We start from the raw sequence: 23,802 nt of genomic DNA, 5'->3' as shown, positions 1-23,802 counted from the left end.
TGGCCCCTGCCCGGCCCGTAAGTCCAGGGAGAGCGCTGATGGCCACGATCGAGCTTCCAGCAGAAGCGGCTGCCGCCGTCCCCGGCCGCAGCTCGCGCCTCACCCGCCAGCGCACGCTGGCCGCTTGGCTGTTCGTGGCGCCCATGATCCTGGTGCTCGCGGCGGTGGCGGGCTGGCCACTCCTTCGCACGATCTGGTTCGCCTTCACGAACGCCAACCTCTCGGACCTCGGCGCGGCCGAGTTCGTCGGCATCGACAACTTCACCTATCTCCTGACCGACCCCGACTGGTGGGTGGCGGTTCGGAACACGTTCGTCTTCACCCTGGTCTCGGTGACGCTCGAGATCGTCTTGGGCCTCGGGATCGCCCTGGCCCTCGACGCGCATTTCCGCGGCCGGGGGCTCTTGCGCGCCGCCGTGCTGATTCCTTGGGCGATCCCGACCGTGGTCTCGGCGCAGATGTGGTCTTGGATGTTCAACGACGTGTTCGGGATCATCAACGCCGTCCTGATCGGGCTCGGGCTGATCGAGCACCCGATCGCCTGGACCGGCTCGCCCGACACGGCCCTTGCTGCCGTCATCATCGTCGACGTCTGGAAGACCACGCCCTTCATGGCCCTTCTCCTCCTGGCCGGCCTGCAGATGCTGCCGGCCGAGATCTACGAGGCGGCGAGGGTGGACGGCGTGCATCCGCTCAAGGTGTTCTGGAAGATCACGCTGCCGCTCCTGAAGCCGGCGCTCCTGGTCGCCGTCATCTTCCGCGCCCTCGATGCCTTGCGGATCTTCGATCTCATCTACGTCATGACCGGCAACAACCGGGCCACCATGTCGATGTCGGTCTATGCTCGCCAGCAGCTCGTCGACTTCCAGGACGTGGGCTTCGGCTCGGCCGCGGCCACCCTGCTGTTCGCGATCATCGCCTTCACCACCGCGGTCTACCTCGTCGTGGCCCGCGTCGGCCGGGAGGACTGAGCCATGGCGACGGCAGCGATCCGGCGCCCCGGCCGGGTGCGGCGGCAGGTGAAGCGCACGCTGGGCTGGCTCGGCTTCTATCTCCTGCTGGCCGTCATCCTCGTCTATACCGTGTTCCCGTTCTACTGGGCGATCGTCTCCTCGCTCCGCTCGGGCTCGGCCCTGTTCAGCACCGATCTGATCCCCAGGGAGCCCGCCTGGAGCAACTACGTCGCCGTCTTCCGGGAGCAGCCTTTCGGCCGCAACATCCTGAACTCGCTCTTCGTCGCGGTCTCGACCGTGGCGCTCTCGCTCGTCCTCGCCGTCTCCGCCTCTTATGCCCTGGGACGCATCCATTTCCGCGGCCGCACCCTTCTCCTCCTCACCATCCTGGGTGTGTCGATGTTCCCGCAGATCGCGGTGCTCTCGGGCATGTTCGAGCTGATCAATCGGCTCGGCCTCTACAACAACCTCCTGGCTCTCACCCTCTCCTACATGATCTTCACCCTTCCTTTCACGGTCTGGGTGCTCACGACCTTCATGCGCGAGCTGCCGAAGGAGATCGAGGAGGCGGCGATCGTCGACGGGGCCAAGCCCTTCACCATCGTCACGCGCGTCTTCCTTCCGCTGCTCGGCCCGGCCCTCGCCACCACCGGTCTCCTCGCCTTCATCGCCGCCTGGAACGAGTTCCTGTTCGCGCTCACCTTCACCCTCTCCTCCGAGATGCGCACCGTGCCCGTGGCGATAGCACTCATCTCGGGGGCGAGCGCCCACGAATTGCCTTGGGGCAACATCATGGCGGCCTCGGTGATCGTCACCCTGCCCTTGATCGTGCTCGTTCTGATCTTCCAGCGCCGCATCGTCTCTGGTCTAACCGCAGGTGCCGTCAAAGGCTGAAGCGGAGGAACCCATGCGGCGAGAGCCGGTCGTCCACCTCACCCCCAGAGCGGCGCGCCGCCGCGACGAGTGGTGGCGGGGTGCCGTGATCTACCAGATCTACCCCCGAAGCTTCTTCGATACCGACGGCGACGGGGTCGGCGACCTGCCGGGCATCACCGAGAAGCTCGACTATGTCGAGCAGCTCGGGGTCGATGCGGTCTGGATCTCGCCCTTCTTCAAGAGCCCGATGAAGGACTTCGGCTACGACGTCGCCGATTATCGTGCGGTCGATCCCCTGTTCGGCACGCTCGAGGACTTCGACGCGCTGCTCGAGAAGGCGCACCGGCTCGGCCTCAAGGTGCTGATCGACTTCGTGCCGAGCCACACGAGCAATGAGCATCCCTGGTTTCAGGAAAGCCGGTCCAGCCGGGACAACGAGAAAGCCGACTGGTACGTCTGGGCCGATCCCAGGCCCGACGGCAGCCCGCCCAACAACTGGCTCTCCGTGTTCGGCGGCAGCGCCTGGGAGTGGGAGCCCAGGCGCGGCCAGTACTACCTCCACAACTTCCTCAAGGAGCAGCCCGACCTCAACTTCCACTGCCCGGCCGTGATCGACGCTCTCCTCGAGCAGGCGAGGTTCTGGCTCGATCGCGGTGTCGACGGCTTCCGGCTCGATGCCATCGACTACGGCGTCCACGACACGAGGCTCCACGACAATCCCCGCCGGCGCGGCAAGGTCGCAGCCGGTGCCGCCCCCGGCTCGCCCTACGAGATGCAGGTCCAGTTCTGGAACAAGGCCCGCCCCGAGCTGGTGGAGCTGTTCCTGAAGCCTCTGCATGCCCTTACCGAACGCTACGAGGGCAAGGTGCTCCTGGGCGAGATCAGTGGCGACGACGCGCTGCTCCGGGCGGCCGAATACACCAATGGCGGCGGGCTCGATCTCGTCTACAGCTTCGATCTCTTGAGCGCCCCCGGCACCGCCAAGGGAATCCGCGACGTGGTCTTGAAGCTCGAGGCCGAGATCGGCGATGGCTGGATCTGCTGGTCGTTCGGCAACCACGACGTCTGCCGCCCCGTCACCCGCTTCGGCGGCGACAACGCGCCCGAGGAGCTCCGCCGCCTGATCCCCGTCCTCCTCGGCTGTCTGCGCGGCTCGGCCTGCCTCTACCAGGGCGAGGAGCTGGGCCTGGAGGAGGCCGAGCTCGGGTTCGAGCAGCTCAGGGACCCGTTCGGCATTGCCTTCTGGCCCACCTTCAAAGGCCGCGATGGCTGCCGCACGCCGATACCCTGGCGCCACGATGCGCCGCATGGCGGCTTCACCACGGGCGAGCCCTGGCTGCCCGTGCCGGCCGTCCACCTCGCCCGTGCCGTCGATCTGCAGGAGCCGCTCGAGCACTCCGTCCTCAACACCACCCGTGCCTTCCTCAACTGGCGTCGCGAGCGCCAGCCGCTCAAGACCGGCGCCATCGATTTCCTGCGCACCACGACCGACGTGCTGGCCTTCGTCCGCACGAACGAGGCCGACCGGCTCTTGTGCCTGTTCAACCTCGGCCCGAAGCCGCAGCGCTACCGCTCGCGCGAGCCCCTGCTCGACGCCGGCTTTTCGGCCGAGGGTGCGAGGATCACGGGCCGCAGCGTCCTGCTGCCGCCTTGGGGCTTCGCGTTCGCGCATCTGGAATGAGCCGAGGAGAGGGCGAATGGCCGCGATCACGCTGCGCCGGGTGACCAAGTCGTTCGGGCCGGTCCACGTCATCAAGGGTGTCGACCTCGAGATCGAGCCCAACGAGTTCGTCGTCTTCGTCGGGCCCTCGGGCTGCGGCAAGTCCACCCTGCTTCGCCTCATCGCCGGGCTCGAGGACATCACCTCGGGCGAGCTCATGATCGACGAGGAGATCGTCAACGACCTGCCGCCGGCCGAGCGCCACATCGCGATGGTGTTCCAGTCCTACGCGCTCTACCCGCACATGAGCGTCTACGACAACATGGCCTTCGGCCTGAAGCTCGCGAAGCTCGATAGGGAGGCCGCCGACGCACGGGTCAGGAACGCCGCCCGCATCCTCCAGATCGAACACCTCCTGGACCGGAAGCCCCGGCAGCTCTCGGGCGGGCAGCGCCAGCGGGTGGCGATCGGCCGCGCCATCGTCCGCGACCCCAAGGTGTTCCTGTTCGACGAGCCGCTCTCCAACCTCGACGCAGCACTCCGCGTGCAGATGCGGGTCGAGATCGCGAAGCTCCACCAAGAGCTCGACGCCACCATGGTCTACGTCACCCACGACCAGGTCGAGGCGATGACCTTGGCCGACCGCATCGTCGTCCTCGACGCCGGAAGGGTGCAGCAGTTCGGCGCTCCCCTCGAGCTCTATCAGCACCCCAGGAACAGGTTCGTCGCCGGCTTCATCGGCAGTCCGAAGATGAACTTTCTCCCCTGCACCCCCGCCGGCACCGAGAACGGCACGCTCCGCCTCGCTCTGTCCGATGGCACCATCCTCCCCCTGCCATCGGATCTCCACCGGACCGACGTCCCGCCTGCCGAGATCGGCATCCGGCCCGAGCATCTGCGGGCGGATGGCAGCGGCGACGCCGCCCTGCCCGGCCGCGCCATCACCGTCGAGCGCCTGGGGGCCGAGAGCTATCTCTACGTCGACACCGGCGCGCCCGAGCCCCTCGTCGTCAAGACCGAAGCCGCCTCCCCGATCCGCGCCGGCGACATGGTCCGGATCGGCATCCCCGCCCCTGCCTGCTACCTCTTCGCCGCCGACGGCACCTGCATCGAGCGGCAGCCGTTCCATTGACCGCGGCCCTTGCCTGCCCCTGCTGCCGATCCGAAAGCCGAGGACAACCTGCGAGAAGCTGCGACACGGGCAGCCCGGTTGCCGTTCGCCTGGACGAAGCGGTTCGGGAGCGCTCGAGGAGGCCGCCAGGGGCGCGGCATCGGTCTCTCGACCTATCTGCGCGAGCTGGCCGCTGCCTAGACGCGGCGGGTCCGTCGCGAGCGCGAATCGCGCCTATCTCGATCCGCGCAACGTTGCCGAGGCGCAGCGCAAGATGGAGGATGATCTCACCTTCTTCCGGCAGAATGCCGCCCGCGACAAGGCCCGAGGAGTCGATAATGGCTGGGAGCTCGCCATCGCGCACCTGGAGCATTTCCTCGACGGCACCGGCACGCCGGTGGTCCTGAGCTCGGAGCAGGTCGCGCGGATGCCGGCCTTTGTCAATGCCGAGGAAGTCGCGCGCCAGAAGTCCGAGGCCACATTCACCGCGAATACTGACAGGCCCGAGCTCAACACGGCGCCGGGCGCAAGCTGTTCCTGATCGTCGCCAATCTCGAGGCCCACGAGGCCGGGAGGGTCCAGCCCTGGGTGGCGCAGCATCGCGACAGGATCGAGCTGTTCTTCCTGCCGGCCTACGCGCCGGACCACAACCCGGACGCGTTCCTGCCCAACGACCGCGAGCCGCGCCTGGGCCGCCGTCCCGCGGCAACGGATCGAATGGGCTCGAGCGCCGCTTGCGCGGCTACCTGCGCCGGCTGCAGCGCCAGCCCGAGCGGGTGCGGGCGTTCTTCCAGGCGCCAACCACCCGCTGCGCTGCTCGATCCCTATATTTAGGGGTTAGTATCGCCACTGATGGCGTGCTCTATCCCAAGCCGCCGGCACTGATCCAGGTCGAGCAGGAGCAGCAGGAGCGCGACAGGGACGACGGCTTCGAGCGCTGCCGCGCCGCCATCCAATTCTCACCCGCCGATCCGCCCCGGCCCTGAGGCCGACGCTCGTCAGCGCACCAGCCGGTAGCCGCCGGGCTCGGTCACGAGCAGCGTGGTCTCGCCGGGCTTGGGCTCGATCTTCTGGCGCAGGCGGTAGATGTGGGTCTCGAGCGTGTGGGTGGTGACCCCGGCATTGTAGCCCCAGACCTCGTCGAGCAGCACCTCGCGCGAGACCGGGCGATCGCCCACGCGGTAGAGATACTTCAGGATCGCCGTCTCCTTCTCGGTGAGGTGGATCTTCCGGTTGTCGCTCCGGACCAGCATCTTGGCCGCCGGCTTGAAGCTGTAGGGGCCGATCGGAAACACGGCGTCGTCGCTGAGCTCGAATTGGCGGAGCTGGGCACGCAGGCGCGCCATCAGGACGCCCAGGCGGAAGGGCTTCGCGACATAGTCGTTGGCGCCGCTCTCGAGGCCCAGGATGGTGTCGGCGTCGCTCGAATGCGCCGTCAGCATGATGATCGGCGCCTTCAGGCCCTGCTTGCGCAGAAGACGGCAGACGTCGCGGCCGTCCATGTCGGGGAGGCCCACATCGAGCAGGACGGCGGCGAACGGCAGGCCCCTCGCGAGCTCGAGAGCCTCCTTGCCGGTGCCGGCCTCGCGGATCTCGAAGCCTTCGTGCAGCGAGAGCTGCTCGGCCAGCTCGCGGCGCAGCGCCAGGTCGTCGTCGACGATCAGGATGGTGTTGGTGGCGGTCATGGTCGCAAAGAAGCCCTTTCGTCGGCCCGCAGCCTTCCTCGCGCGCAGGCCGGGTGGGCGTGCGCGGACCCATTATGTGGCGGTTGCGGCGAGCTCGGCAAAGGGGGTGTACCGCGTGCCGCCGTTCACCCTTCGTCAATCATCACGGGTGCAGGATGGTGCCGCTGTGATCGGCAGAGCGCGGTACGCCGTTCCCTTGCGGCGTAGGGTCCGGAAGCAGCAGTTTCACTATCGACCACGACGACGGCAGGCCTTATGCCCCGACGGGCGAACGAACGGGAAACTTTCATGGAGAGCCCCAGGCTCCGCAGCGACAGCCCGCGTACCGCGCCGGCCATGGCGAGGGCCGCACCGGCTCCGCGCCGACCACAGCACTGAGAGCTGCCTTGTTCCTCGCCCTTTATCTCCTTCTCCTGGCTGCGCTGGCACTCCTGGCTCCGGCTCCGGTCTGGGATCCGGGAGCGCGCAGCTTCGTCCTGATCGTGGGCTGGATCGCGGTCTGGCGCTACGGCTGGGGCGGGGTGCATCTTCTCCGCTCGCTCTGGTATCGTGCGCACGTGTTCCCGCGCTGGCGACGCCGCATCCTCGATCTCGCGGCCGCGGACCCCGAGGTGGAGAGGGCGCTCCTGGCGCCCGAGGTCTACATCGTCGTCACGAGCTACCGGATTCCGGTCCCGACCACCGAGGCCGTGCTCGCGGCGGCACTCGTCGAGGCCGAGCGCTACCGTGGTGGCCGGGTCACGATCGTGACCTCGATCGTCGAGATGGCGGACCAGCGCCTGATCAAGGACCTGTTCCGCCTGGCCGCCCCGCCCGAGCATGTCCGGCTGATCCTCGTGCGCGGCCGCGGCACGGGCAAGCGCGACGGGCTCGCCACGGCCTTGCGTGCGGTGGCACGACAGGCACCGGCGCCGGGCGCGGTCGTCCTCGTGATGGACGGCGACACGGTGCTGCCGCCCGACTGCCTCGCCCGTATCCTGCCGTTCTTCCGACTGATGCCGGACCTCGCGGCGCTGACGACCGACGAGGACTGCGTCGTGCCGCACGGGGGGCCGCTCCTGCGGGCTTGGCATCAGCTCCGCTTCACCCAGCGCCACCTCCTGATGTCCTCGCTCGGGCTGTCGCGGCGGCTGATCACGCTCACGGGCCGGATGTCGGCCTACCGGGCCGAGATCGCGACCGATCCGGCCTTCGTCGCGCTGATCCAGCACGACCGGCTCGACCACTGGCGGCACGGCCCCATCCCGCTCCTCACCGGGGAGGACAAGTCGGCGGCCTACTGGCTGCTCCGGCAGGGCCGTGCCACGCTCTACGTGCCCGATGTCACCGTGCTCACGATCGAGCAGCCGCCGGCGCCGGATCTGTTGCGCGCCTCGACCGCGCTGATGCTGCGCTGGTTCGGCAACATGCTGCGGGCGAGCGGCCGGTGCCTGGCCCTGGGACCGGCACGGGTCGGATGGTTCGTCTGGTGGTGTCTGGTCGACCAGCGCATCTCGATGTGGACGCCCTTGATCGGGCCGATCACAGCGATCCTGCTCGCCTTCGCCGCGAGCCCCGCTTTCCTCTACGCCTATACCTTGTGGGTGATGCTCACGCGACTCGTGCAGAGCCTCCTCCTCCTGGCCGTGCGGCCGCGGTTCAGCGGGCTCTACCCGCCGCTCCTCTACTTCACCCAGCTCTACGGCGCCTTCCTCAAGAGCTGGGTCCTGTTCCGGCTGGATCGGCAGCGCTGGACCCGGCAGAACATAAGCTGGGCGCCGCCGCTCGGCCCCTGGCGGGCGGGTCTGCGCGCGCTCGGTTCCTCCTATCTCCATCTCCTGGCGCTGGCGGCGCTCACGACCGGCGTGGCGTTCGCCACGGGCGTGCTGACGCCGCCCAGCACCTCGACCTTCGCCGCCGCCGCGGCCGCCTTGCGCTAGGAAACGACGATGCAGGCCCAGATCGTCCACGAGGCCGAGATCCACCGCCAGCATGTGCGGCTGCGCATCCCGATCGCGATCGAGATCGACGGCACGCGCTACACCGTCGACGACTGGTCGGTGGGCGGCTTCGGCGTAGCGGGCCCGATGGCCTCGCGCCGGTCCGGCGAGCGGTTTCCCGCCCGGCTGATCTTTCCGTTCGAGGACTTCGAGCTCTCGCTTCGACTCGACTGCCAGTTGGTCTACGTGCTCGCCGACGAGAGCCGGTTCGGCGGCCGGTTCCTCTCGCTCTCCCAGGGCCAGGCGGACCTCTTCCGCTATCTCGTCGACGCCTACCTCTCGGGCGAGCTGGTCTCGGGCGGCGACATCCTGGCGGTGGTGGCCCGGGACAATAGCGGCGAGGCACGGGTCCGACGGCTCTTCGAAGGGCTCGGCCAGGAGGAGACGCGCGGCCGGCGCGTGCGACGGATCCTGGGCTCGACGCTCCTGGTCCTGGTCGGGCTCGGGCTCGCCGCCTTGATCGCGGCCGGCATTTATGAACGCTATCTCGTCGTCACCACCGACCGGGCGGTGATCGAGGCGCCCTTCTACCGGCTCGAGGCCACCGCCACTGGCCGGGTCGAGGCGGCAGGCCAGGGCCTTCTGCACCCGGGCGACCCCGCAGCGCGCGTGGTCGGTCAGGGCGGAACGGCCGTGCCGCTGGCGAGCCCGTGCGAATGCGTGATCGACACCTGGCTCGTGCCGCCGGGTCGGACCGTGCAGGTCGGCGGGCTCGTGGCGACCCTGGTTGCCGCCGACCAGCCGCTCACCGTGCGCGCCGAGGTGCCGCTCGACCGAGCACGGCGCTTGCGTGTCGGCCAGACCGCCGAGGTCACGGTGCCGGGCAAGGCCGAGCCCTATCGTGGCCAGATCGAGCGGATCGACTTCCGGCTCAAGAGCGACCGGCCCGGCGAACCGGTGCGCCTCGAGGACTCGTCCCGACAGATGGTACCAGTGGTCATCCGTCCCGATCGGCCGTTCGACTTCGACGATCTGGGCTACGCCGTGAGCGTGCGCTTTTTCTGAGGCAGCTCCGTTCGGGAAAACGAACGGCGGGCGTGTCCGCCCGTCTCGCCAGAGCGGTTCTCACGGATATCGGCCCCTGCCGTCCGCTGCTTCGCAGCCGGAGCCGGGGCTGATGGCAACGAGGCCGGAGACGAGCGCCACCCGTCGATGCCGGGCGGGCATCGAGCCGATCCCGCAGAGATGGCGGCCGCATGGCCGCCGAGGGGGAGCGCCGAGACGGCTCGCCGGCAGTGGCGTACCTCGCCACGGGTCTCGTGATCCTTTCCGATACGTTGCAGCCGATACGCGCCCGGGTCCTGCCACACCGCCCGAGGGCCGGGGTATGCGGCAGCTCACGGGCCGCAAGAGCTGCTGCTACGGCGATGCCCGATGAGGAGCTCCTTGCGCCCGCTCGAGGTCGCGCTCGTTCATCGGAGCCGCCCGATCCGGCGTCCACGGAAGGAGAGCGATCACGCCTCCTATCCCGTGAAGGCCTGGATGCCGGTCTGGGCGCGACCGAGGATGAGCGCGTGGATGTCGTGGGTACCTTCGTAGGTGTTGACGGCCTCGAGGTTCAGGACGTGGCGGATGACGTGGTACTCGTCCGAGATGCCGTTGCCGCCGTGCATGTCGCGCGCCGCTCGTGCGATCGCGAGCGCCTTGCCGCAATTGTTGCGCTTGATGAGCGAGATCATTTCGGGCGCCGCCCGGCCCTCGTCCATGAGGCGGCCGACGCGTAAGGAGGCCTGAAGCCCCAGAGCGATCTCGGTCTGCATGTCGGCGAGCTTCTTCTGGATCAACTGGTTCGCGGCCAGGGGACGGCCGAACTGCTTCCTCTCCATCGTGTAGGCGCGAGCGGCGTGCCAGCAGAACTCGGCGGCCCCCATCACCCCCCAGGCGATGCCGTAGCGGGCACGGTTGAGGCAGCCGAAGGGACCTTTCAGGCCCTTGACGTTGGGCAGCAGGTTGGCCTCGGGCACGAAGACCTCGTCCATGACGATCTCGCCCGTGATCGAGGCGCGAAGGCTGAACTTGCCCTCGATCTTGGGCGCGGAGAGGCCCTTCATGCCCCTTTCCAGGACGAAGCCCCTGATCTGACCTTCGTCGTCTTTGGCCCAGACCACGAACACATCGGCGATCGGGCTGTTCGTGATCCACATCTTCGCCCCCGACAGGACGAAGCCGCCCGCGGTCTTGCGCGCTCGGGTGACCATGCTGCCGGGATCCGAGCCGTGGTCGGGCTCGGTGAGACCGAAGCAGCCGACGAGCTCGCCTTTGGCGAGCTTCGGGAGATATTTCCGGCGCTGGGCGTCGTCGCCGTAGGCGAAGATCGGGTACATGACGAGCGAGCTCTGCACGCTCATGGCCGAGCGGTAGCCGGAATCGACCCGCTCGACCTCGCGCGCGATCAGGCCGTAAGCGACGTAGGAGGCACCGGCGCCGCCGAACTCCTCGGGAATGGTGGCGCCCAGGAAGCCGAGCTCGCCCATCTCGGTCATGATGGCGCGGTCGAAGGTCTCGTGACGGAAGGCCTGCTGCACCCGCGGCAGGAGGCGGGACTGGCAATAGTCCTGAGCCGCCTGCTGGACCAGCCGCTCCTCCTCGCCGAGCTGGTCGGCGAGATGGAACGGATCGAGCCAGTCGAAGCGGGCGAGCGAGGCGCCGGCAGCACCGGGCTCTCCGGCCTTGGCCATGGCGGGCATGGGTTGCTCCCTTCCGTCGGTGATGCGGGCGGCGTCGCGCACCGCGACGCCGGGCGGCTCGGGGGCAAGATAGCGCCGGCCTCCGGTCAGTACCAGACGCCGGGCCAGCGCCAGCGCGGCCCGTGCGGGACGGCGGCGGCCCAGGCGGGCAGGTGGTGTCGCACGGGTGGAAGGACCGGCGGCTCGGCCTCCGCCTCCAGGGCCAGGAGGCGGCGGATGCGCTCCTCGGTCGGCGGATGGGTGCGCAGCAGCGAGGGCTCGGGCATGCGGCGGCCGGGCAGCAGGATCTCCTCCCAGTAAGCGCCCTGGTAGCGCTGGAGCTTGGCGAGCGCCGAAGCGAGGCCTCTGGGATCGCCCGTGAGCGCCACGGCGCCGAGATCGGCGTCGTACTCGCGTGCTCGGGAGAGGGCGAGCTGCAGCAGCGCCATGGCAGTGGGGGCGAAGATCAGGACGAGCACGACGGTCCAGGGCACGGTGACCCCGCCCAGGAGCACGGCCGGCAGGTTGAGCAGGAGAAGAAGCTGGCCGAACCAGGACATGAGACTCGTGAGCCGGCTCATCAGGTCGGCGAGGCTCATGGTCCAGAGATCGCGGTGGCGGATGTGGCTGATCTCATGGGCGAGCACGCCGGCGAGCTCGCGGGAGGTCAGCGTGCGCAGGATGCCATCGGTGAGGGCGATGGCGGCGGCGTCGCCCGTACCGACGGCGAATGCGTTCAGGATCGGGCTCGGCAGGTAGTAGAGGCGCGGCAGGCGGGAGAGACCGGCGCGCCGCGAGAGGGTCTCGAGCAGGTGGTGGAGGTCGGGGGCGTCGTGCGGCCGCAACGGCACGGCGCGGTAGAGCCGCATGACGAGATCGGGCGCCACGGTGGGCGTGAGAACGAGGCTGAAAGCACCGGTGAGGACGGCCCAGACCAGCCCCTGCGGACCCCACACCACGAGAGCGCACACGCCAAGGAGCGTCAGCATCCCCGCCAGGAGGGCGAGCGACTGGAACAGGTTGCGGAGCTTGTGCCGGGTCGTCGGAAAAGGCGGACGCCGATGCAAGGGGACCTCACGGCCGCGATGGAGCTAGACTGTCTCCAACATCGTGGGAGGACGACGATGGTGCAAGATGGGACCGTGAAGAGCCGGATGCGCGTGGTCGAGGGCGACATCACCGGCCTCGACGTGGACGCGATCGTGAACGCCGCCAACGGCGAGTTGCACCGTGGCGGGGGCGTGTGCGGGGCGATCCACCGGGCGGCCGGCCCGGAGCTGGAGGCGGAATGCTCGCGGCTCGGCGGCTGCGCCACCGGCGATGCCAAGATCACGGGTGGCTATCGGCTGAAGGCGCGGCACGTGATCCACGCGGTAGGGCCGGTCTGGCGGGGCGGTGGAGCCGGCGAGGATGCGCTGCTCGCGAGCTGCTATCGGCGCTCGATCGAGGTGGCGGCGGCACATGGGCTGAAGAGCGTCGCGTTCCCTGCGATCTCGACCGGGATCTACGGCTTCCCACCGGAGCGGGCGGCCCCGATCGCGGTCCGCGCCGTGGCCGAGGCGCTGGAACGGCATCCCGAGATGGAAGCCATCTTCTGCTGCTTCGGCCGGGATTCCGCGGCGCTGCACGAGCGGGCTCTGGCCGCGCTCGAGCACCGGAGCAGCGCAAGAAGCGGGTCGGCAGACGAGGCGGGCGTGCGCTAGACCCTCGGCCGACAGGGTCGATGGTGACGGAGATTCCGTGATGGAGCAGAGCGGCATGACGCAAGCGCGCGATTACGACCGCGTTGCGCACGCGATCCGCTACATCGCCCGGCATCGGCTGGAGCAGCCGACGCTGGAGGAGGTGGCGGAGGCCATGGGCTTGAGCCCCTTCCATGCGCAGCGCCTGTTCACGCGCTGGGCGGGCCTCAGCCCGAAGCGCTTTTTGGGCCTGCTCACGGTCGAGCACGCGAAAGAGCTCTTACGCGGGGCGGAGAGCGTCATGGGAGCGGCCTACGAGGTAGGATTGTCGGGACCGTCGCGGCTGCACGATCTGTTCCTCACCTTCGAGGCGATGACGCCCGGCGAATACAAGGAGGCAGGGGCGAAGCTGATCCTACGCTGGGGGGTGCACGAGACGCCGTTCGGGCAAGCGCTCCTGGTCGCGAGCGAGCGGGGACTGGCTCGTCTCGTCTTCCTCGAAGGGCAGACCGTCGAGGAGGCCCTGGTCGAGGCCAAGGCCGACTGGCCCCTGAGCCGGTTCGTCGCCGATACGAACGCGACCGCACCTTTCGCGCACGCCGCCTTCGGCGGGTCGGCGACCAGAGCACCGCTCAAGCTCCTTCTCAAGGGCACACCCTTTCAGGTCCAGGTCTGGCGGGCGCTGATGCGGATTCCGGAAGGGACGACGGTGACCTACGGCCAGCTCGCCGCCGAGCTCGGCAGGCCGGGTGCGGCGCGGGCGATCGGCAGCGCCTGCGGCCGGAACCGGATCGGCGTGCTGATTCCCTGCCACCGGGTGATCCGCGATACCGGCGCTCTGGGCGGCTATCACTGGGGCCTCGAGCGCAAGCAGGCGCTCCTCGCCTGGGAAAGCGCGCGCCGGCTCGGAGCCGAGGACGAGACGGCAGCGCGCCCCGGCTGAGCCTTCAGCCGTCGCCGCGGGCGAGCGCCGCGTAGCCGCGATCGTGGTAGACGAGCTCTTCGGCCTCGTCCCGGGCCAGGACCGCCTCGACCTCGCCGATGAAGATCGAGTGCGTGCCGGCGGAGATCGCCTGGACCAGCCGGCAGTCGAAGCTCGCGGCCGCATCCAGGAGCAGGGGCGCACCGGTGACGGCCGTGGTCCAGGCGGCGAGCGCGAAGCGGGCGGGACCGAAAGCATCCGTGCGGCCGCCGAAATGATCGGCAAGATCCCGGTGCGCCTGGGTGAGCAGGTTGACGGCGAAGATGCCGCTCGCCCGGATCAGCGCATGGGTGTCGGTGTCGCGGTTGATGCAGGCGACGAGGCGCGGCGGCTCGGCCGTGAGCGAGCACACCGAGGTGGCGGTGAGACCGGCCGGCACGCCTTGGTGCCGGGTCGTGACGATGGTGACGCCGGCGGCCAGCCGGCGCATCCCGGCAAGGTACTCGGCGGTGGAAACAGGCAAGATCTCGGCTCCCGAGCGAAAGCGGCCTCGCACGATCTCGTGCGCTCTCGGGCGGCCGGCAAGGCAGCCGATGCTCCGGAGCCGTTCCTCCGGCGAGGGAGCACCCCACCCCGACCTTTTCTCCACCGTCGGGCGAAGGTCGGGGGAAGGCTCCCGAGTCGCTCGAGAACGGCTCTAATAGGCGTTCGGGTGCGAGAAACCCACGAGCAGCGTGCGCAGGATAATGCGCAGATCGAACAGAAGCGACCAGTTCTCGATATAGTGCAGATCGTAGCGAACGCGCTCCTGCATCCTGGCCAGCGTGTCGGCCTCGCCGCGCAGGCCGTTGACCTGCGCCCAGCCCGTGATGCCGGGCTTGACCCGATGGCGGGCGAGATAGCCGTCGATGAGGGCGGCGTACTCGCGGCTCTGCGCCGTGGCGTGCGGCCGCGGCCCCACGATCGACATCTCGCCCTTGAGCACGTTCCAGAACTGCGGCAGCTCGTCGAGGCTGGTGCGGCGCAAGAACCGGCCGAACGGCGTCACGCGCGGATCGCCGCGGCGGGCCGAGATGACGTCGCCATCGGCGGGATCGCAGCGGTCGACGTACATGGTACGGAACTTGAGCACGTCGATCGGCCGGCCGTCGAAGCCGAAACGCTGCTGACGGTAGAGCACGGGCCCCGGTGAATCGAGCCGGACGAGAACCGCCAGCGCCAGCATGAGTGGACCGGTCAGGAGCAGGATCAAGGCGGCGAGCACCCGGTCCTCGATCGCCTTGACGAGCCACGCGACACCGCCCAGCGGCCGGTCGAAGACGCGCACGAGCGGCAGGCCCGCGATCTCGGCGGCACCGCGTATCCCGAACTCGAGCCCTGGCAGGTCCGGGCTGAGGCGGACATCGATCGGCAGGACGCGCAGCCTCTCGAGGCAGGCGAGTCGGCGCGCCGCCGCATGGTGCGGCAGGGCGACGATGATCAGATCGACCTCCCCACGGCGGGTCCAGGCAGCGAGATCGTCGAGCGTGCCGAGCACGGGACAGTTCTCGACCGTATCAGGGATGCGGGTGCGACGATCGTCGAAAATGCCGACCACCCGCAGCGCCGGCGCGCCGCGGCGGATCTCCCGGACGAGATGGCCGGCCTGTGGGCCGGCGCCGACCAGAGCGATCCGGGTGGCGAGCCGGCCCCGGCGCTGGCTGCGGCTCACCCCATCGCCGATGGCGGCATGCAGACCGGTAAGGAGGGCGAGCGCGGACAGCCACCAGCTCGCGAGAAACCCTGACGGAAGCGACCGCATGCTGCCGGTGGCGGCGGCAAGAAGCCAGAGGAGGAGGGACACGATGCTCCATGCGCCGGCGACGCGTACGGCCTGAACCCGGATGCGGCCGAGCTCCTGCGGCCGATAAAGGCCCGCTGCGGCGAAGAGATCGAGCGTCATCAGGCTCGCGCAAGCGATGCCGAAGCCCAAGAGCTGTGGCGACGGGCCGGCGTTCCCACGGAGAGACCAGGCGGCCAGAGCCGACAGCACCACCACCGCAAGATCGGCGAGGCGCAGCATCAGAGCGATGCTTTCGAGCGAGAGCCGGAACGGCCGGTGTCCGTGGTGGGACGGCGGGGCCGATATGTCGTCCAACGGATTCGTGGCGCTCATGTGTTCGTGCCGTCAACGTGCCATCGGTTATTCAATCATTAATTTATCATCTAGGCAAGATTATCTATTACAAGGAGGGCAATGCTCCGATGGCTGGCGGGCAATCATTCCTGTTTCGGAAACAACACATGTTGCAAAATAGCAACAATAGATATCGCAATGAGAATTTCGTCGATCTCGTCGTGACCGATCGGTAGTGATCGACGTTATGATCCTGGGTGGATTCGCGAGCGTGTGACCGAGAACTGGATGAGGCATCGCAATGAGATCTCTTCTCCTTGGCGCATCGATGCTGGCTCTTCTGGCTGCGCCTGCTTACGCGCAGCAAACCGGTGGATCCTCGTCTGTCGCCCCCTCTACTCAAACAGCACCAGGTAACTATACCGTTTATTTTGCCTTCGATCGGGCGACCCTGGGTCCGGAAGCGCGGCGGGTGGTGGCGCAGGCTGCCGATGAATACAAGCGAACGGGCTCGGCGCAGATCACCGTGACCGGCTATACGGACACGTCGGGGCGGGCGTCCTACAACCAGCGCCTGTCGGAGCGCCGCGCCGAGGCCGTGCGGCAGGAACTCGTGCGGCTGGGCGTTCCGGACAGCCAGATCGTGGCGACCGGACGGGACGAGCACGACTTGGCCGTTCAGACGGGCGATGGTGTGCGCGAGCCCAGGAACCGCCGCGTCGAGATCGCTTTCGCGCCACCGGCAGCCCCTCCGGCACCGGAGGCTGCACCGGCTCCCGTCGCGGAGCAGGCGCCGCCGGCCGAGCCCGAGCGTCAGCCCCGCTTCACGTTCACGGTGGGCGGCCTCTACGGCCACAATTTCGGCGAGACCGATGGACCATCGGGCCAGCACGAGACCGAAAACGACATGGCCGGCCTCGACCTCACCTTCGACGTCATGGCCGGGCGCTTCGGCAAGCTCACCATCGATCAGGCGATCCTGAAGAGCTTCAATGGCGTCAACAACGGCCTCGTGGGCCGCACGGTGCTGAATCTCGGCATCACACCCCTGAATCTCATGGTCTTCCGCCCGTATCTCAGCGCCAACTTCGGCGGCGTCTACGGCGCCGGCGTTCAGGACGGCCTCGTGGTCGGCCCGGAGCTCGGGTTCGACATCAACATCATCAGGTCCGTACCGCTCCGCGCCAAGGTCGCCTACGACTACCAGTTCCGCAACCCCGGCGACTTTCACAAGGGCATCCTGTGGGGTGGCCTGAGCCTCGGCTACCGCTTCTGAGCCGATTGTCCGTCGCGGGGCGGCATGCGGCCGCGGGCGGGTCTCCGACCCCGTCCGCGGCTGCCATTGTGTCCGGGTCTTTCCGCCGGGGGAGCGGTCCGTCAGCCGGCCGAGCAGGTAGGCCAGGAGTTCCGCTTCCGCCTCGGACGGCCGGTCCCCACGCAGCGCCGGATCGAGGCGGCGAGACGGGCCATACCGTCCGCTGCGGCTCGCGGGCGACGAGGCTCTCCCTTCTCCAGCCGGTCGAGCAGCCGGGACATGATGTACTGCGCCGGCAGGACCCGCCGCTCGGGCTCGAGTGTCGTCGCGCGAGCCGGCTGCGGTCGTCCGAGCAGAGGGCGGTCGAATGTAACGAGCTGTCGCAGAACCGGACCTCTGCAAAGGACTGTGACGAAGAGAAAGGGTCCGCAGCAAATTTTCGCCACATCCGCCCCGTTTCTTCGGTGCATCACCGGCGGGACGAAGCGGATCGAGCACATGCGACGAAGATCCGTCGGGGCGTGGTGGCAGGCCCCCGGCGCACCGGAACCCGACGCGATAGCACGGCTGCGTGAGCGGGTTGCGGGCTCCTCCGGTCGTGACCATTTGCTGAACGAAACCCGCGAGTTCAATTTCGTCGCCGTGATGACCTGCCTGCCCGCCTCTCCTTCCCTTCCGGATCGACGCCGCCGGATCCTCGATGCGGCGGCACGGCTCTTCGCCGCGGCACCCTACGAAGCCGTGCAGATGGACGACATCGCGCGCGCGGCGCAGGTAGCGAAGCCCACCGTCTACCGGCACTTCGAGACGAAGGAGACCCTCTTCGTCGAGGCGATCGAGGCGATCCTGGCCGGGCTCAAAAGCCGGGTCGCCGCCATCGCCCGCGAGTCCGGGCCGCCGGCGGCACGGCTGCGCGCGCTCGTACGGGTGATGTTCGCCGAGATCGGTCGGCTCAAGGCCCTGATCCGCATCGCGGAAGGCAGCGCCACGCGACCCGGCGACGCCGGACGGGCGGTGCTGCGGCGCGAGCTGCGGCAGGTGTGCGGCGAGATCGCGGCCGTGATCCGCGAAGGGGTCGCGAGCGGTGCCTTCGCCGACGTCGAGCCCGAGCTCGCGGCCATGGTGGTTCTGGGCGGGGTACGTATGGCGGCCGACAGCGGCAGCGGCGACCCGGCCGAGGCCGTGGCGAATCTCCTCCTGGCCGGGCTGGCGCCGCGCGGGCCCGCCGGCCCCTCGCCCTGAGATCGGCGGAGCGCGCCTCGATGCGGTACGTGCGATTGATCCTCGTCGGGTTGGCCCTGTCGGGTGCGGCTGGCTACGGTGCTTATGCCCGGCTCGGGAACGAGTCGGCCTCGCCGGACGCGCGAGCGGCGCAGAAAGCGTCTCCGCCGGCAGAAGCGCCGCGGATCGCGGTGGTCTCGGCGGTGGCGACGCGGCAGGACGTGCCCGTGACGCGCCGTTCGGTAGGCTGGGTCGAGCCGGTCGCGACCGTGATGGTCCGCGCCCGGGTCGAGGGCGAGGTGGTCGAGCAGCTCGTCAGGGACGGTCAGATCGTCAAGAAGGGGGATCTCCTGTTCCGCATCGACGACCGCGAGATCCGGGCGGCGATCGCGAAGGACGAGGCGGCGCTGGCCCGCGATCAGGCGACGCTGGCCCGTGCCCAGGCCGATGCCCGACGCGCCCGCGACCTGCTCGAGAAGCGCGTCGCCGCCCCGCAGCAGGTGGACCAGGCCGAGGCCGAGGCCAAGATCGCGGCCGCCAACATCCAGGCCGACCAGGCCGCCCTCGACGCCGACCGGATCCGGCTCGGCTACACCCAGGTCAGGGCACCGATCGACGGGCGTCTCGGCGTCGTGCGGGTGACACCGGGCAACATCGTCCGCGCCTCGGACGGCGGCGAGGGGCTGGTGACGATCACGCAGATGAAGCCCTTGCGCATCTCGTTCACCCTGCCCGAGCGCGATCTGCCCACCTTGCGGGCGGCCGCGGCGCAGGGCGAGGTGCCGGTCCGGGTGCTCGCCCACGGCGGGACGGGGCCGCAAGGTCAAGGCACGCTCGACTTCATCGACAGCGGCGTCGATCCGACATCGGGCACCATCACGGCCAAGGCCCTGCTCCCGAACGAGGACGGGAGCCTGTGGCCCGGCCAGTACGTCGACGTCGAGATCGAGCTCGGCAGGCACGAGCATGCGGTCACCGTGCCGCTGGCGGCGGTCCAACCGGGTCAGGACGGCCCGTTCGTCTACGTGGTGGGCGCCGACGGCAAGGTGGCCGTGCGCAAGGTGGTGACCGGCGAGACACATGGGGACGTGGTGGTGGTCGACAAGGGCATCGAGCCCGGCGAGCACGTGGTGATCGAGGGGCAGCAGCGCCTGCGCGACGGGACGCGCGTCGCGGAGAAGGTGACGGGTGCCGGCGGGACGGGTACGAAGCAGGGAGCGGGCGCTTGAACCTTTCGGCTCTGTTCATCCGCCGGCCGGTCGCCACCATCCTGCTCTCGCTGGCGCTGACGCTGGCCGGGCTGTTCGCCTACCGCGAGCTGCCGGTCGCGGCCCTGCCGCAGGTCGATTTCCCGACGATCTCGGTCACGGCCCAGCTTCCGGGCGCTTCGCCCGAGACGATGGCGAACGCGGTGGCGACCCCGCTCATCAAGCAGTTCTCGACCATCCCGGCGATCCAGCAGATCAGCACGACCAACGCGCAAGGCTCGACCTCGATCACGATCGAGTTCGACCTGGAGCGCGACATCGACCAGGCGGCCGCCGACGTGCAGGCCGCGATCGCGCGCACCCAGCGCCTGCTGCCGGTCGAGATGACGACCCCGCCGAGCTATCGCAAGCTGAACCCGGCGGATGCCCCCATCCTGCTGCTGGCGCTGACCAGCGACACGACCCCGCTGCCCAAGCTCGACGCCTTCGCCGAGCAGGTGATCTCGCCGGCCCTCTCGACCGTGAACGGCGTCGGCCAGGTGCTGATCTTCGGCAGCCAGAAATATGCGGTGCGGGTGCAGCTCGACCCGGACACGCTGGCAGCGCGCGGCATCGGCGTGGACGAGGTCGCGGCGGCGATCGCGGCCGCCAATGCCAACACGCCGGTCGGCACGGTGCAGGGGCCGACCCAGAATCTCACGATCGAGGCCGAGACCCAGCTCGCCGACGCCGCCGCGTTCCGCGACCTGATCGTGGCGACACGCGACGGCCATCCGGTGCGCCTCGGCGACCTCGCGCGGGTGATCGATTCGGTCGAGAACACGCAGCAGGCCAGCGCCTACGACGGCCAGCGCTCGCTGGTGCTCGCCATCCAGCGGCAGCCCGGGGCGAATACGGTCGAGGTCGTGGACAAGGTGAAGGAGATGCTGCCGCGGTTCCAGGCCGAGCTCGGCCCCACCGCCAGCATCCACGTCCTCAACGACCGCTCGGCCTCGGTGCGTGCGGCGGTCCACGACGTGCAGCTCACGCTGCTGCTCACCGTGGGCCTCGTCGTCCTCGTGATCTACCTGTTCCTGGGCCGGCTCGCCGCCACCATGATCCCGAGCGTGGCCGTGCCGGTCTCGATCATCGCGACCTTCGGCGCGATGCGTCTTCTGGGCTACTCGATCGACAACATCTCGCTCCTGGCCCTCACGCTTTCGGTCGGGCTCGTCGTGGACGATGCGATCGTCATGCTCGAGAACGTCGTCCGCCACATCGAAGAGGGGATGCGCCCGTTCGAGGCCGCGCTCGCGGGCAGCCGCGAGATCGGCTTCACCATCCTCTCGATCACGCTCTCGCTCGTGGCCGTGTTCATCCCGGTGCTGCTCATGGGCGGCGTGGTCGGGCGCGTGTTCCGCGAGTTCGCGGTCACGGTGACGATCGCGATCGCGGCCTCGGCGTTCGTCTCGCTCACGCTGGCACCCATGCTGTGCGCGCGGCTGCCGGGGGGCGGGCACGCGGCCGAAGGCGAGCCACGCCGCAACCTGTTCGAGCGGGGCTTCGCCCTCCTACTCGCGGCCTACCGCATGACGCTGGATGCGTGCCTGAAGGTGCGGCCCTTGATGCTGCTGGTGTTCCTCGCCACGCTGGGCGCCACGGGCTGGATGTTCCAGAACATCCCCAAGGGCTTCTTCCCGCAGGAGGACATCGGCCAGCTCTCGATCCAGACCGAAGCACGGCAGGACGTGTCGTTCCCGGCGATGCTGGCGCTCCAGCGCGAGGCCGAGGCCGTTCTGACGCGCTCGCTCCATGTCGCGCACGTGGCCTCGATCGTGGGTGCCGGCGGGCCCACGAGCACGCTCAACAATGGCCGGTTCTTCGTCGAGCTCAAGCCGCAGGACCAGCGCCCGCCGCTCGCGAAGGTGGTGGGCGATCTCCGGCGCGACCTCGCCAAGGTGCCGGGCCTCGCGAGCTTCGTCGTGCCGATCCAGAACCTCAACTTCGGCGGGCGGCAGAGCAAGAGCCAGTATCAGTTCGTGGTCCAGGGGATCGACCGCGACGAACTCGACGGCTGGGCGATGAAGCTCGCCGACGCCATGGGCCGGGACCGGCTGTTCACCGATGTCACCACCGATCTGCAGAACACGGCGCTGCAGGCGAAGGTGGTGATCGACCGGGACAAGGTGCGCGCACTCGGTATCACGGCCGAGCAGCTCCGCTCGACGCTCTATACCGGCTTCGGCGCGCGGCAGGCTTCGACCATCTATGCCACCGGCGACAACTACGCCGTCATCGTCGAGTTCGACCCGCGCATTCCCTGGACCGCCGCCCGGCTCGACGAGGTGCGGATCCGCTCGGGCTCCGGCAAGCTCGTGCCGCTCTCGGCCTTCGCGCGCATCGAGCGGACGGCGGGGCCGCTCACGATCAACCAGCTCGGCCAGCTCCCGGCGGTGACGATCTCGTTCAACCTGCCGGACGGCGTTTCCCTGGGCGATGCGGTGCAGCGGCTCGATGCGCTCAAGGCCGAGCTCGGCGTGCCGACCACGATCAGCACGACCTTCTCCGGCACGGCGCGCGTGTTCCAGGATGCGCTCGCGAACCAGGGCATCCTGCTGCTGGCGGCGGTGGTGACGATCTACATCGTGCTCGGCGTGCTCTACGAGAGCTTCATCCACCCGCTCACGATCCTGACCGGCCTGCCGGCAGCGGCGGTGGGGGCTCTGGGGGCGCTGACGCTCTTCGGGCTCGACCTCAGCGTGATCGCGATCATCGGCCTCCTGATGCTGATCGGCATCGTCAAGAAGAACGCGATCATGATGATCGACGTGGCACTCGTGCGCCAGCGCGAGGGGCTGCCGCCGCTGCGGGCGATCCGCGAAGCCTGCCTCCTGCGGTTCCGGCCGATCATGATGACGACGCTCGCCGCCATCATGGGCACGCTGCCAATAGCGCTGGGCGAAGGTGCCAGCGCCGAGCTACGTCAGCCGCTCGGCATCGCGGTCGTGGGCGGGCTCCTGGTCTCGCAGCTCCTGACACTCTTCATCACGCCCGTCCTCTACAGCTACATGGAGGATCTGGCGGCGTTCTCGCGCCGGCTGCTGCGGGGGCGCAGCGAGAGCCGGGCGGCCGAGGAGGCCATCGTACCGGGCGAATGAGCCGCGGTGCGCCACCGGGCCGGTGGCGGCTCGCGTCCGCGTCAGCCGCAGGATGGCCGGATCAGACTTCGCCATAGGGCAGCCTGCGCCTCGCGCCACCGGCCAGCGCCGTCGCGAGCAGAGCGCCGAGCGCGAGGCCGCCCGCCACGAGGAGGCCACGATGCTCGCTCGCCCAGAGTGCCGTGCTGTGGTCGGTGGCGAGCCGGTCGAAGCGGCCGTGCGCGCCGTGGTCGCCGGGTACCGGCGCGAACAGATTGTCGGGAGCGCCGGGCACGGCAGGCTCGTCGGCCATCTGGCCGCTGTAGCCGAAATGCGCCAGATAGCGGTCGATCAGACCCGGCATGAGCCTGTTGGCGAGGATCGCCTTGACGGTCGGGCCACCGACCCAGACCTCGCGGCGACGTGCCCGGGCCGCGAACAGGATCGCCCCGGCCGCGACCTCGGGCTCGAAGATCGGCGGCACGGGCTGCGGCCGGCGCGGCATTTTGTTGCGACCCCAGTCGAACTGCGGCGTGTTGACCGCCGGGAGCTGCACCATGGTGAGGTGGACGGCGCTGCCGTCGTGCAGCAGCTCCGAGCGCAAGGCGTCCGTGAAGCCGCGGATCGCGAACTTGGCCCCGCAATAGGGCGACTGCAGCGGAATGGCGCGATAGGCCAGCGCCGAGCCCACCTGGACGATGGTGCCACGATCGCGCGGCCGCATCCGTTTCAGCGCCACCATGGTGCCGTGCACCGTGCCGAGATAGGTCACCTCCGTGGCACGCCGGAACTCCTCGGGCGTGATCCGCGCGAAGGGCGAGAAGATCGTCGCCATCGCGTTGTTGATCCAGATGTCGATCGGCCCGAACGTCGCCTCGACCGCGGCGGCCGCGCGCTCGACGGCCTCGGGATCGGCGACGTCGGTCGGAATCGGCAGTGCTCGCCCGCCCAGCCTCGCGACCTCCTCGGCGGCGGCGACGAGTCCGTCCCGCCCGCGGGCGAGCAGGCCGATCCGCGCCCCTTCGGCCGCGAAGGCGCGCGCCGTCGCCCGTCCGACGCCGGCACTGGCTCCGGTGATGACGACGATCTCGCTCCTGCCGCGTTCCATGTCCGCCTCGCTCGATACGGCACCCGACCTGCCGGTACGGGCAGAGAACGGGCCAGGAGCGTGTCGGGATCCGAGGCACGGCGCCCGGGTCACGGCGTCGTGTGGTGGCGGAGCACGGCCGGCACGACGCCATTCGGCGCCGGGCCGCCGTGCCTCGGCGAGCGGCCGCTCTCGTGAGCGACGTCCTGGTCGGGCGTGCCGTCAAGGACCGCGCGGGCGGCGGGGCAGGCCGGCGAGACGCGGC

21 protein-coding genes are annotated in these 23,802 nt (G+C 69.3%); 15 read left to right on the top strand and 6 right to left on the bottom strand.

The genetic code is table 11. The features are described from left to right. Positions 1–38 precede the first annotated feature (38 nt). From U1T56_RS21290 to U1T56_RS21260, 7 genes are all read left to right on the top strand, one after another. Positions 39–971 (top strand): carbohydrate ABC transporter permease, encoded by a 933-nt coding sequence (locus U1T56_RS21290; RefSeq protein WP_418161518.1) that lies wholly within the window; start codon positions 39–41, stop codon positions 969–971. A 3-nt stretch (positions 972–974) separates the two neighbouring features. Beyond that, positions 975–1,847 (top strand): carbohydrate ABC transporter permease, encoded by an 873-nt coding sequence (locus tag U1T56_RS21285; protein ID WP_418161517.1) that lies wholly within the window; start codon positions 975–977, stop codon positions 1,845–1,847. Positions 1,848–1,860: 13 nt separating this feature from the next. Next, a complete protein-coding gene (locus tag U1T56_RS21280) occupies positions 1,861–3,510 on the top strand; it encodes an alpha-glucosidase (RefSeq protein WP_418161516.1) in 1,650 nt (549 codons plus the stop codon). A gap of 16 nt (positions 3,511–3,526) precedes the next feature. Beyond that, complete coding sequence (locus U1T56_RS21275) at positions 3,527–4,621, top strand: ABC transporter ATP-binding protein (protein ID WP_418161515.1); 1,095 nt, start codon at positions 3,527–3,529, stop codon at positions 4,619–4,621. A gap of 253 nt (positions 4,622–4,874) precedes the next feature. Then, a complete protein-coding gene (locus tag U1T56_RS21270; protein ID WP_418161514.1) occupies positions 4,875–5,141 on the top strand; it encodes a hypothetical protein in 267 nt (88 codons plus the stop codon). Then, entirely contained in the window at positions 5,132–5,434 is a 303-nt protein-coding gene (locus U1T56_RS21265; protein WP_418161542.1) for a transposase, read from the top strand. The genes U1T56_RS21270 and U1T56_RS21265 overlap by 10 nt, the downstream gene beginning before the upstream one ends. Then, positions 5,335–5,586: a hypothetical protein gene (locus U1T56_RS21260; protein ID WP_418161513.1), complete on the top strand. Its 252-nt coding sequence runs from the start codon at positions 5,335–5,337 to the stop codon at positions 5,584–5,586. The genes U1T56_RS21265 and U1T56_RS21260 overlap by 100 nt, the downstream gene beginning before the upstream one ends. A gap of 12 nt (positions 5,587–5,598) precedes the next feature. On the opposite strand, the gene U1T56_RS21255 is transcribed toward U1T56_RS21260, so the two are convergent. Beyond that, on the bottom strand, positions 5,599–6,285 hold the full coding sequence (locus U1T56_RS21255) for a response regulator transcription factor (RefSeq protein WP_418161512.1): 687 nt from the start codon (positions 6,283–6,285) through the stop codon (positions 5,599–5,601). A 386-nt stretch (positions 6,286–6,671) separates the two neighbouring features. Here U1T56_RS21255 and U1T56_RS21250 point away from each other — a divergent pair, with 386 nt between their 5' ends. Next, positions 6,672–8,204, top strand: coding sequence for a glycosyltransferase (locus U1T56_RS21250; protein ID WP_418161511.1), 1,533 nt, complete (start codon positions 6,672–6,674; stop codon positions 8,202–8,204). Between the two features lie 9 nt (positions 8,205–8,213). After that, positions 8,214–9,269, top strand: a complete 1,056-nt coding sequence (locus tag U1T56_RS21245; protein WP_418161510.1) for an HlyD family efflux transporter periplasmic adaptor subunit — start codon at positions 8,214–8,216, stop codon at positions 9,267–9,269. Positions 9,270–9,727: 458 nt separating this feature from the next. Here the strand turns inward: U1T56_RS21245 and U1T56_RS21240 are convergent, their stop codons facing one another. Together U1T56_RS21240 and U1T56_RS21235 are read right to left on the bottom strand one after the other, a co-directional pair. Further along, the gene (locus tag U1T56_RS21240) at positions 9,728–10,951 is read right to left on the bottom strand and encodes an acyl-CoA dehydrogenase (RefSeq protein ID WP_418161509.1); all 1,224 of its coding nucleotides are present in this window, start codon (positions 10,949–10,951) and stop codon (positions 9,728–9,730) included. 86 nt (positions 10,952–11,037) lie between these two features. Further along, the gene (locus tag U1T56_RS21235) at positions 11,038–11,997 is read right to left on the bottom strand and encodes a zinc metalloprotease HtpX (RefSeq protein WP_418161508.1); all 960 of its coding nucleotides are present in this window, start codon (positions 11,995–11,997) and stop codon (positions 11,038–11,040) included. A 57-nt stretch (positions 11,998–12,054) separates the two neighbouring features. Between U1T56_RS21235 and U1T56_RS21230 the strand changes: the two genes are divergently transcribed. Together U1T56_RS21230 and U1T56_RS21225 are read left to right on the top strand one after the other, a co-directional pair. Further along, the gene (locus U1T56_RS21230; protein ID WP_418161507.1) at positions 12,055–12,633 is read left to right on the top strand and encodes an O-acetyl-ADP-ribose deacetylase; all 579 of its coding nucleotides are present in this window, start codon (positions 12,055–12,057) and stop codon (positions 12,631–12,633) included. A gap of 55 nt (positions 12,634–12,688) precedes the next feature. Continuing rightward, positions 12,689–13,555, top strand: a complete 867-nt coding sequence (locus U1T56_RS21225) for a bifunctional helix-turn-helix domain-containing protein/methylated-DNA--[protein]-cysteine S-methyltransferase (protein ID WP_418161506.1) — start codon at positions 12,689–12,691, stop codon at positions 13,553–13,555. A 4-nt stretch (positions 13,556–13,559) separates the two neighbouring features. Here the strand turns inward: U1T56_RS21225 and U1T56_RS21220 are convergent, their stop codons facing one another. Together U1T56_RS21220 and U1T56_RS21215 are read right to left on the bottom strand one after the other, a co-directional pair. Continuing rightward, positions 13,560–14,057 (bottom strand): flavin reductase family protein, encoded by a 498-nt coding sequence (locus tag U1T56_RS21220; RefSeq protein ID WP_418161505.1) that lies wholly within the window; start codon positions 14,055–14,057, stop codon positions 13,560–13,562. A 174-nt stretch (positions 14,058–14,231) separates the two neighbouring features. Continuing rightward, complete coding sequence (locus tag U1T56_RS21215) at positions 14,232–15,689, bottom strand: undecaprenyl-phosphate glucose phosphotransferase (RefSeq protein ID WP_418161504.1); 1,458 nt, start codon at positions 15,687–15,689, stop codon at positions 14,232–14,234. Positions 15,690–15,951: 262 nt separating this feature from the next. On the opposite strand from U1T56_RS21215, the gene U1T56_RS21210 reads away from it, so the two are divergent. From U1T56_RS21210 to U1T56_RS21195, 4 genes are all read left to right on the top strand, one after another. Beyond that, the gene (locus U1T56_RS21210) at positions 15,952–16,926 is read left to right on the top strand and encodes an OmpA family protein (protein ID WP_418161503.1); all 975 of its coding nucleotides are present in this window, start codon (positions 15,952–15,954) and stop codon (positions 16,924–16,926) included. Between the two features lie 585 nt (positions 16,927–17,511). After that, positions 17,512–18,147 (top strand): TetR/AcrR family transcriptional regulator, encoded by a 636-nt coding sequence (locus tag U1T56_RS21205; protein ID WP_418161502.1) that lies wholly within the window; start codon positions 17,512–17,514, stop codon positions 18,145–18,147. Between the two features lie 20 nt (positions 18,148–18,167). Then, entirely contained in the window at positions 18,168–19,355 is a 1,188-nt protein-coding gene (locus U1T56_RS21200) for an efflux RND transporter periplasmic adaptor subunit (protein ID WP_418161501.1), read from the top strand. Continuing rightward, positions 19,352–22,471 (top strand): efflux RND transporter permease subunit, encoded by a 3,120-nt coding sequence (locus U1T56_RS21195; protein ID WP_418161500.1) that lies wholly within the window; start codon positions 19,352–19,354, stop codon positions 22,469–22,471. The genes U1T56_RS21200 and U1T56_RS21195 overlap by 4 nt, the downstream gene beginning before the upstream one ends. 61 nt (positions 22,472–22,532) lie before the next feature. Here U1T56_RS21195 and U1T56_RS21190 read toward each other — a convergent pair whose 3' ends face one another. Further along, positions 22,533–23,558, bottom strand: coding sequence for an SDR family oxidoreductase (locus tag U1T56_RS21190; protein ID WP_418161499.1), 1,026 nt, complete (start codon positions 23,556–23,558; stop codon positions 22,533–22,535). Positions 23,559–23,802 lie beyond the last annotated feature (244 nt).

Origin of the sequence: Benzoatithermus flavus, assembly GCF_037908215.1 — a bacterium.
GTDB classification, from domain to species: Bacteria; Pseudomonadota; Alphaproteobacteria; order Geminicoccales; family Geminicoccaceae; genus Benzoatithermus; species Benzoatithermus flavus.
Note: the sequence above shows the minus strand (reverse complement) of the source record. Positions and strands in the feature narration are given on the sequence as shown.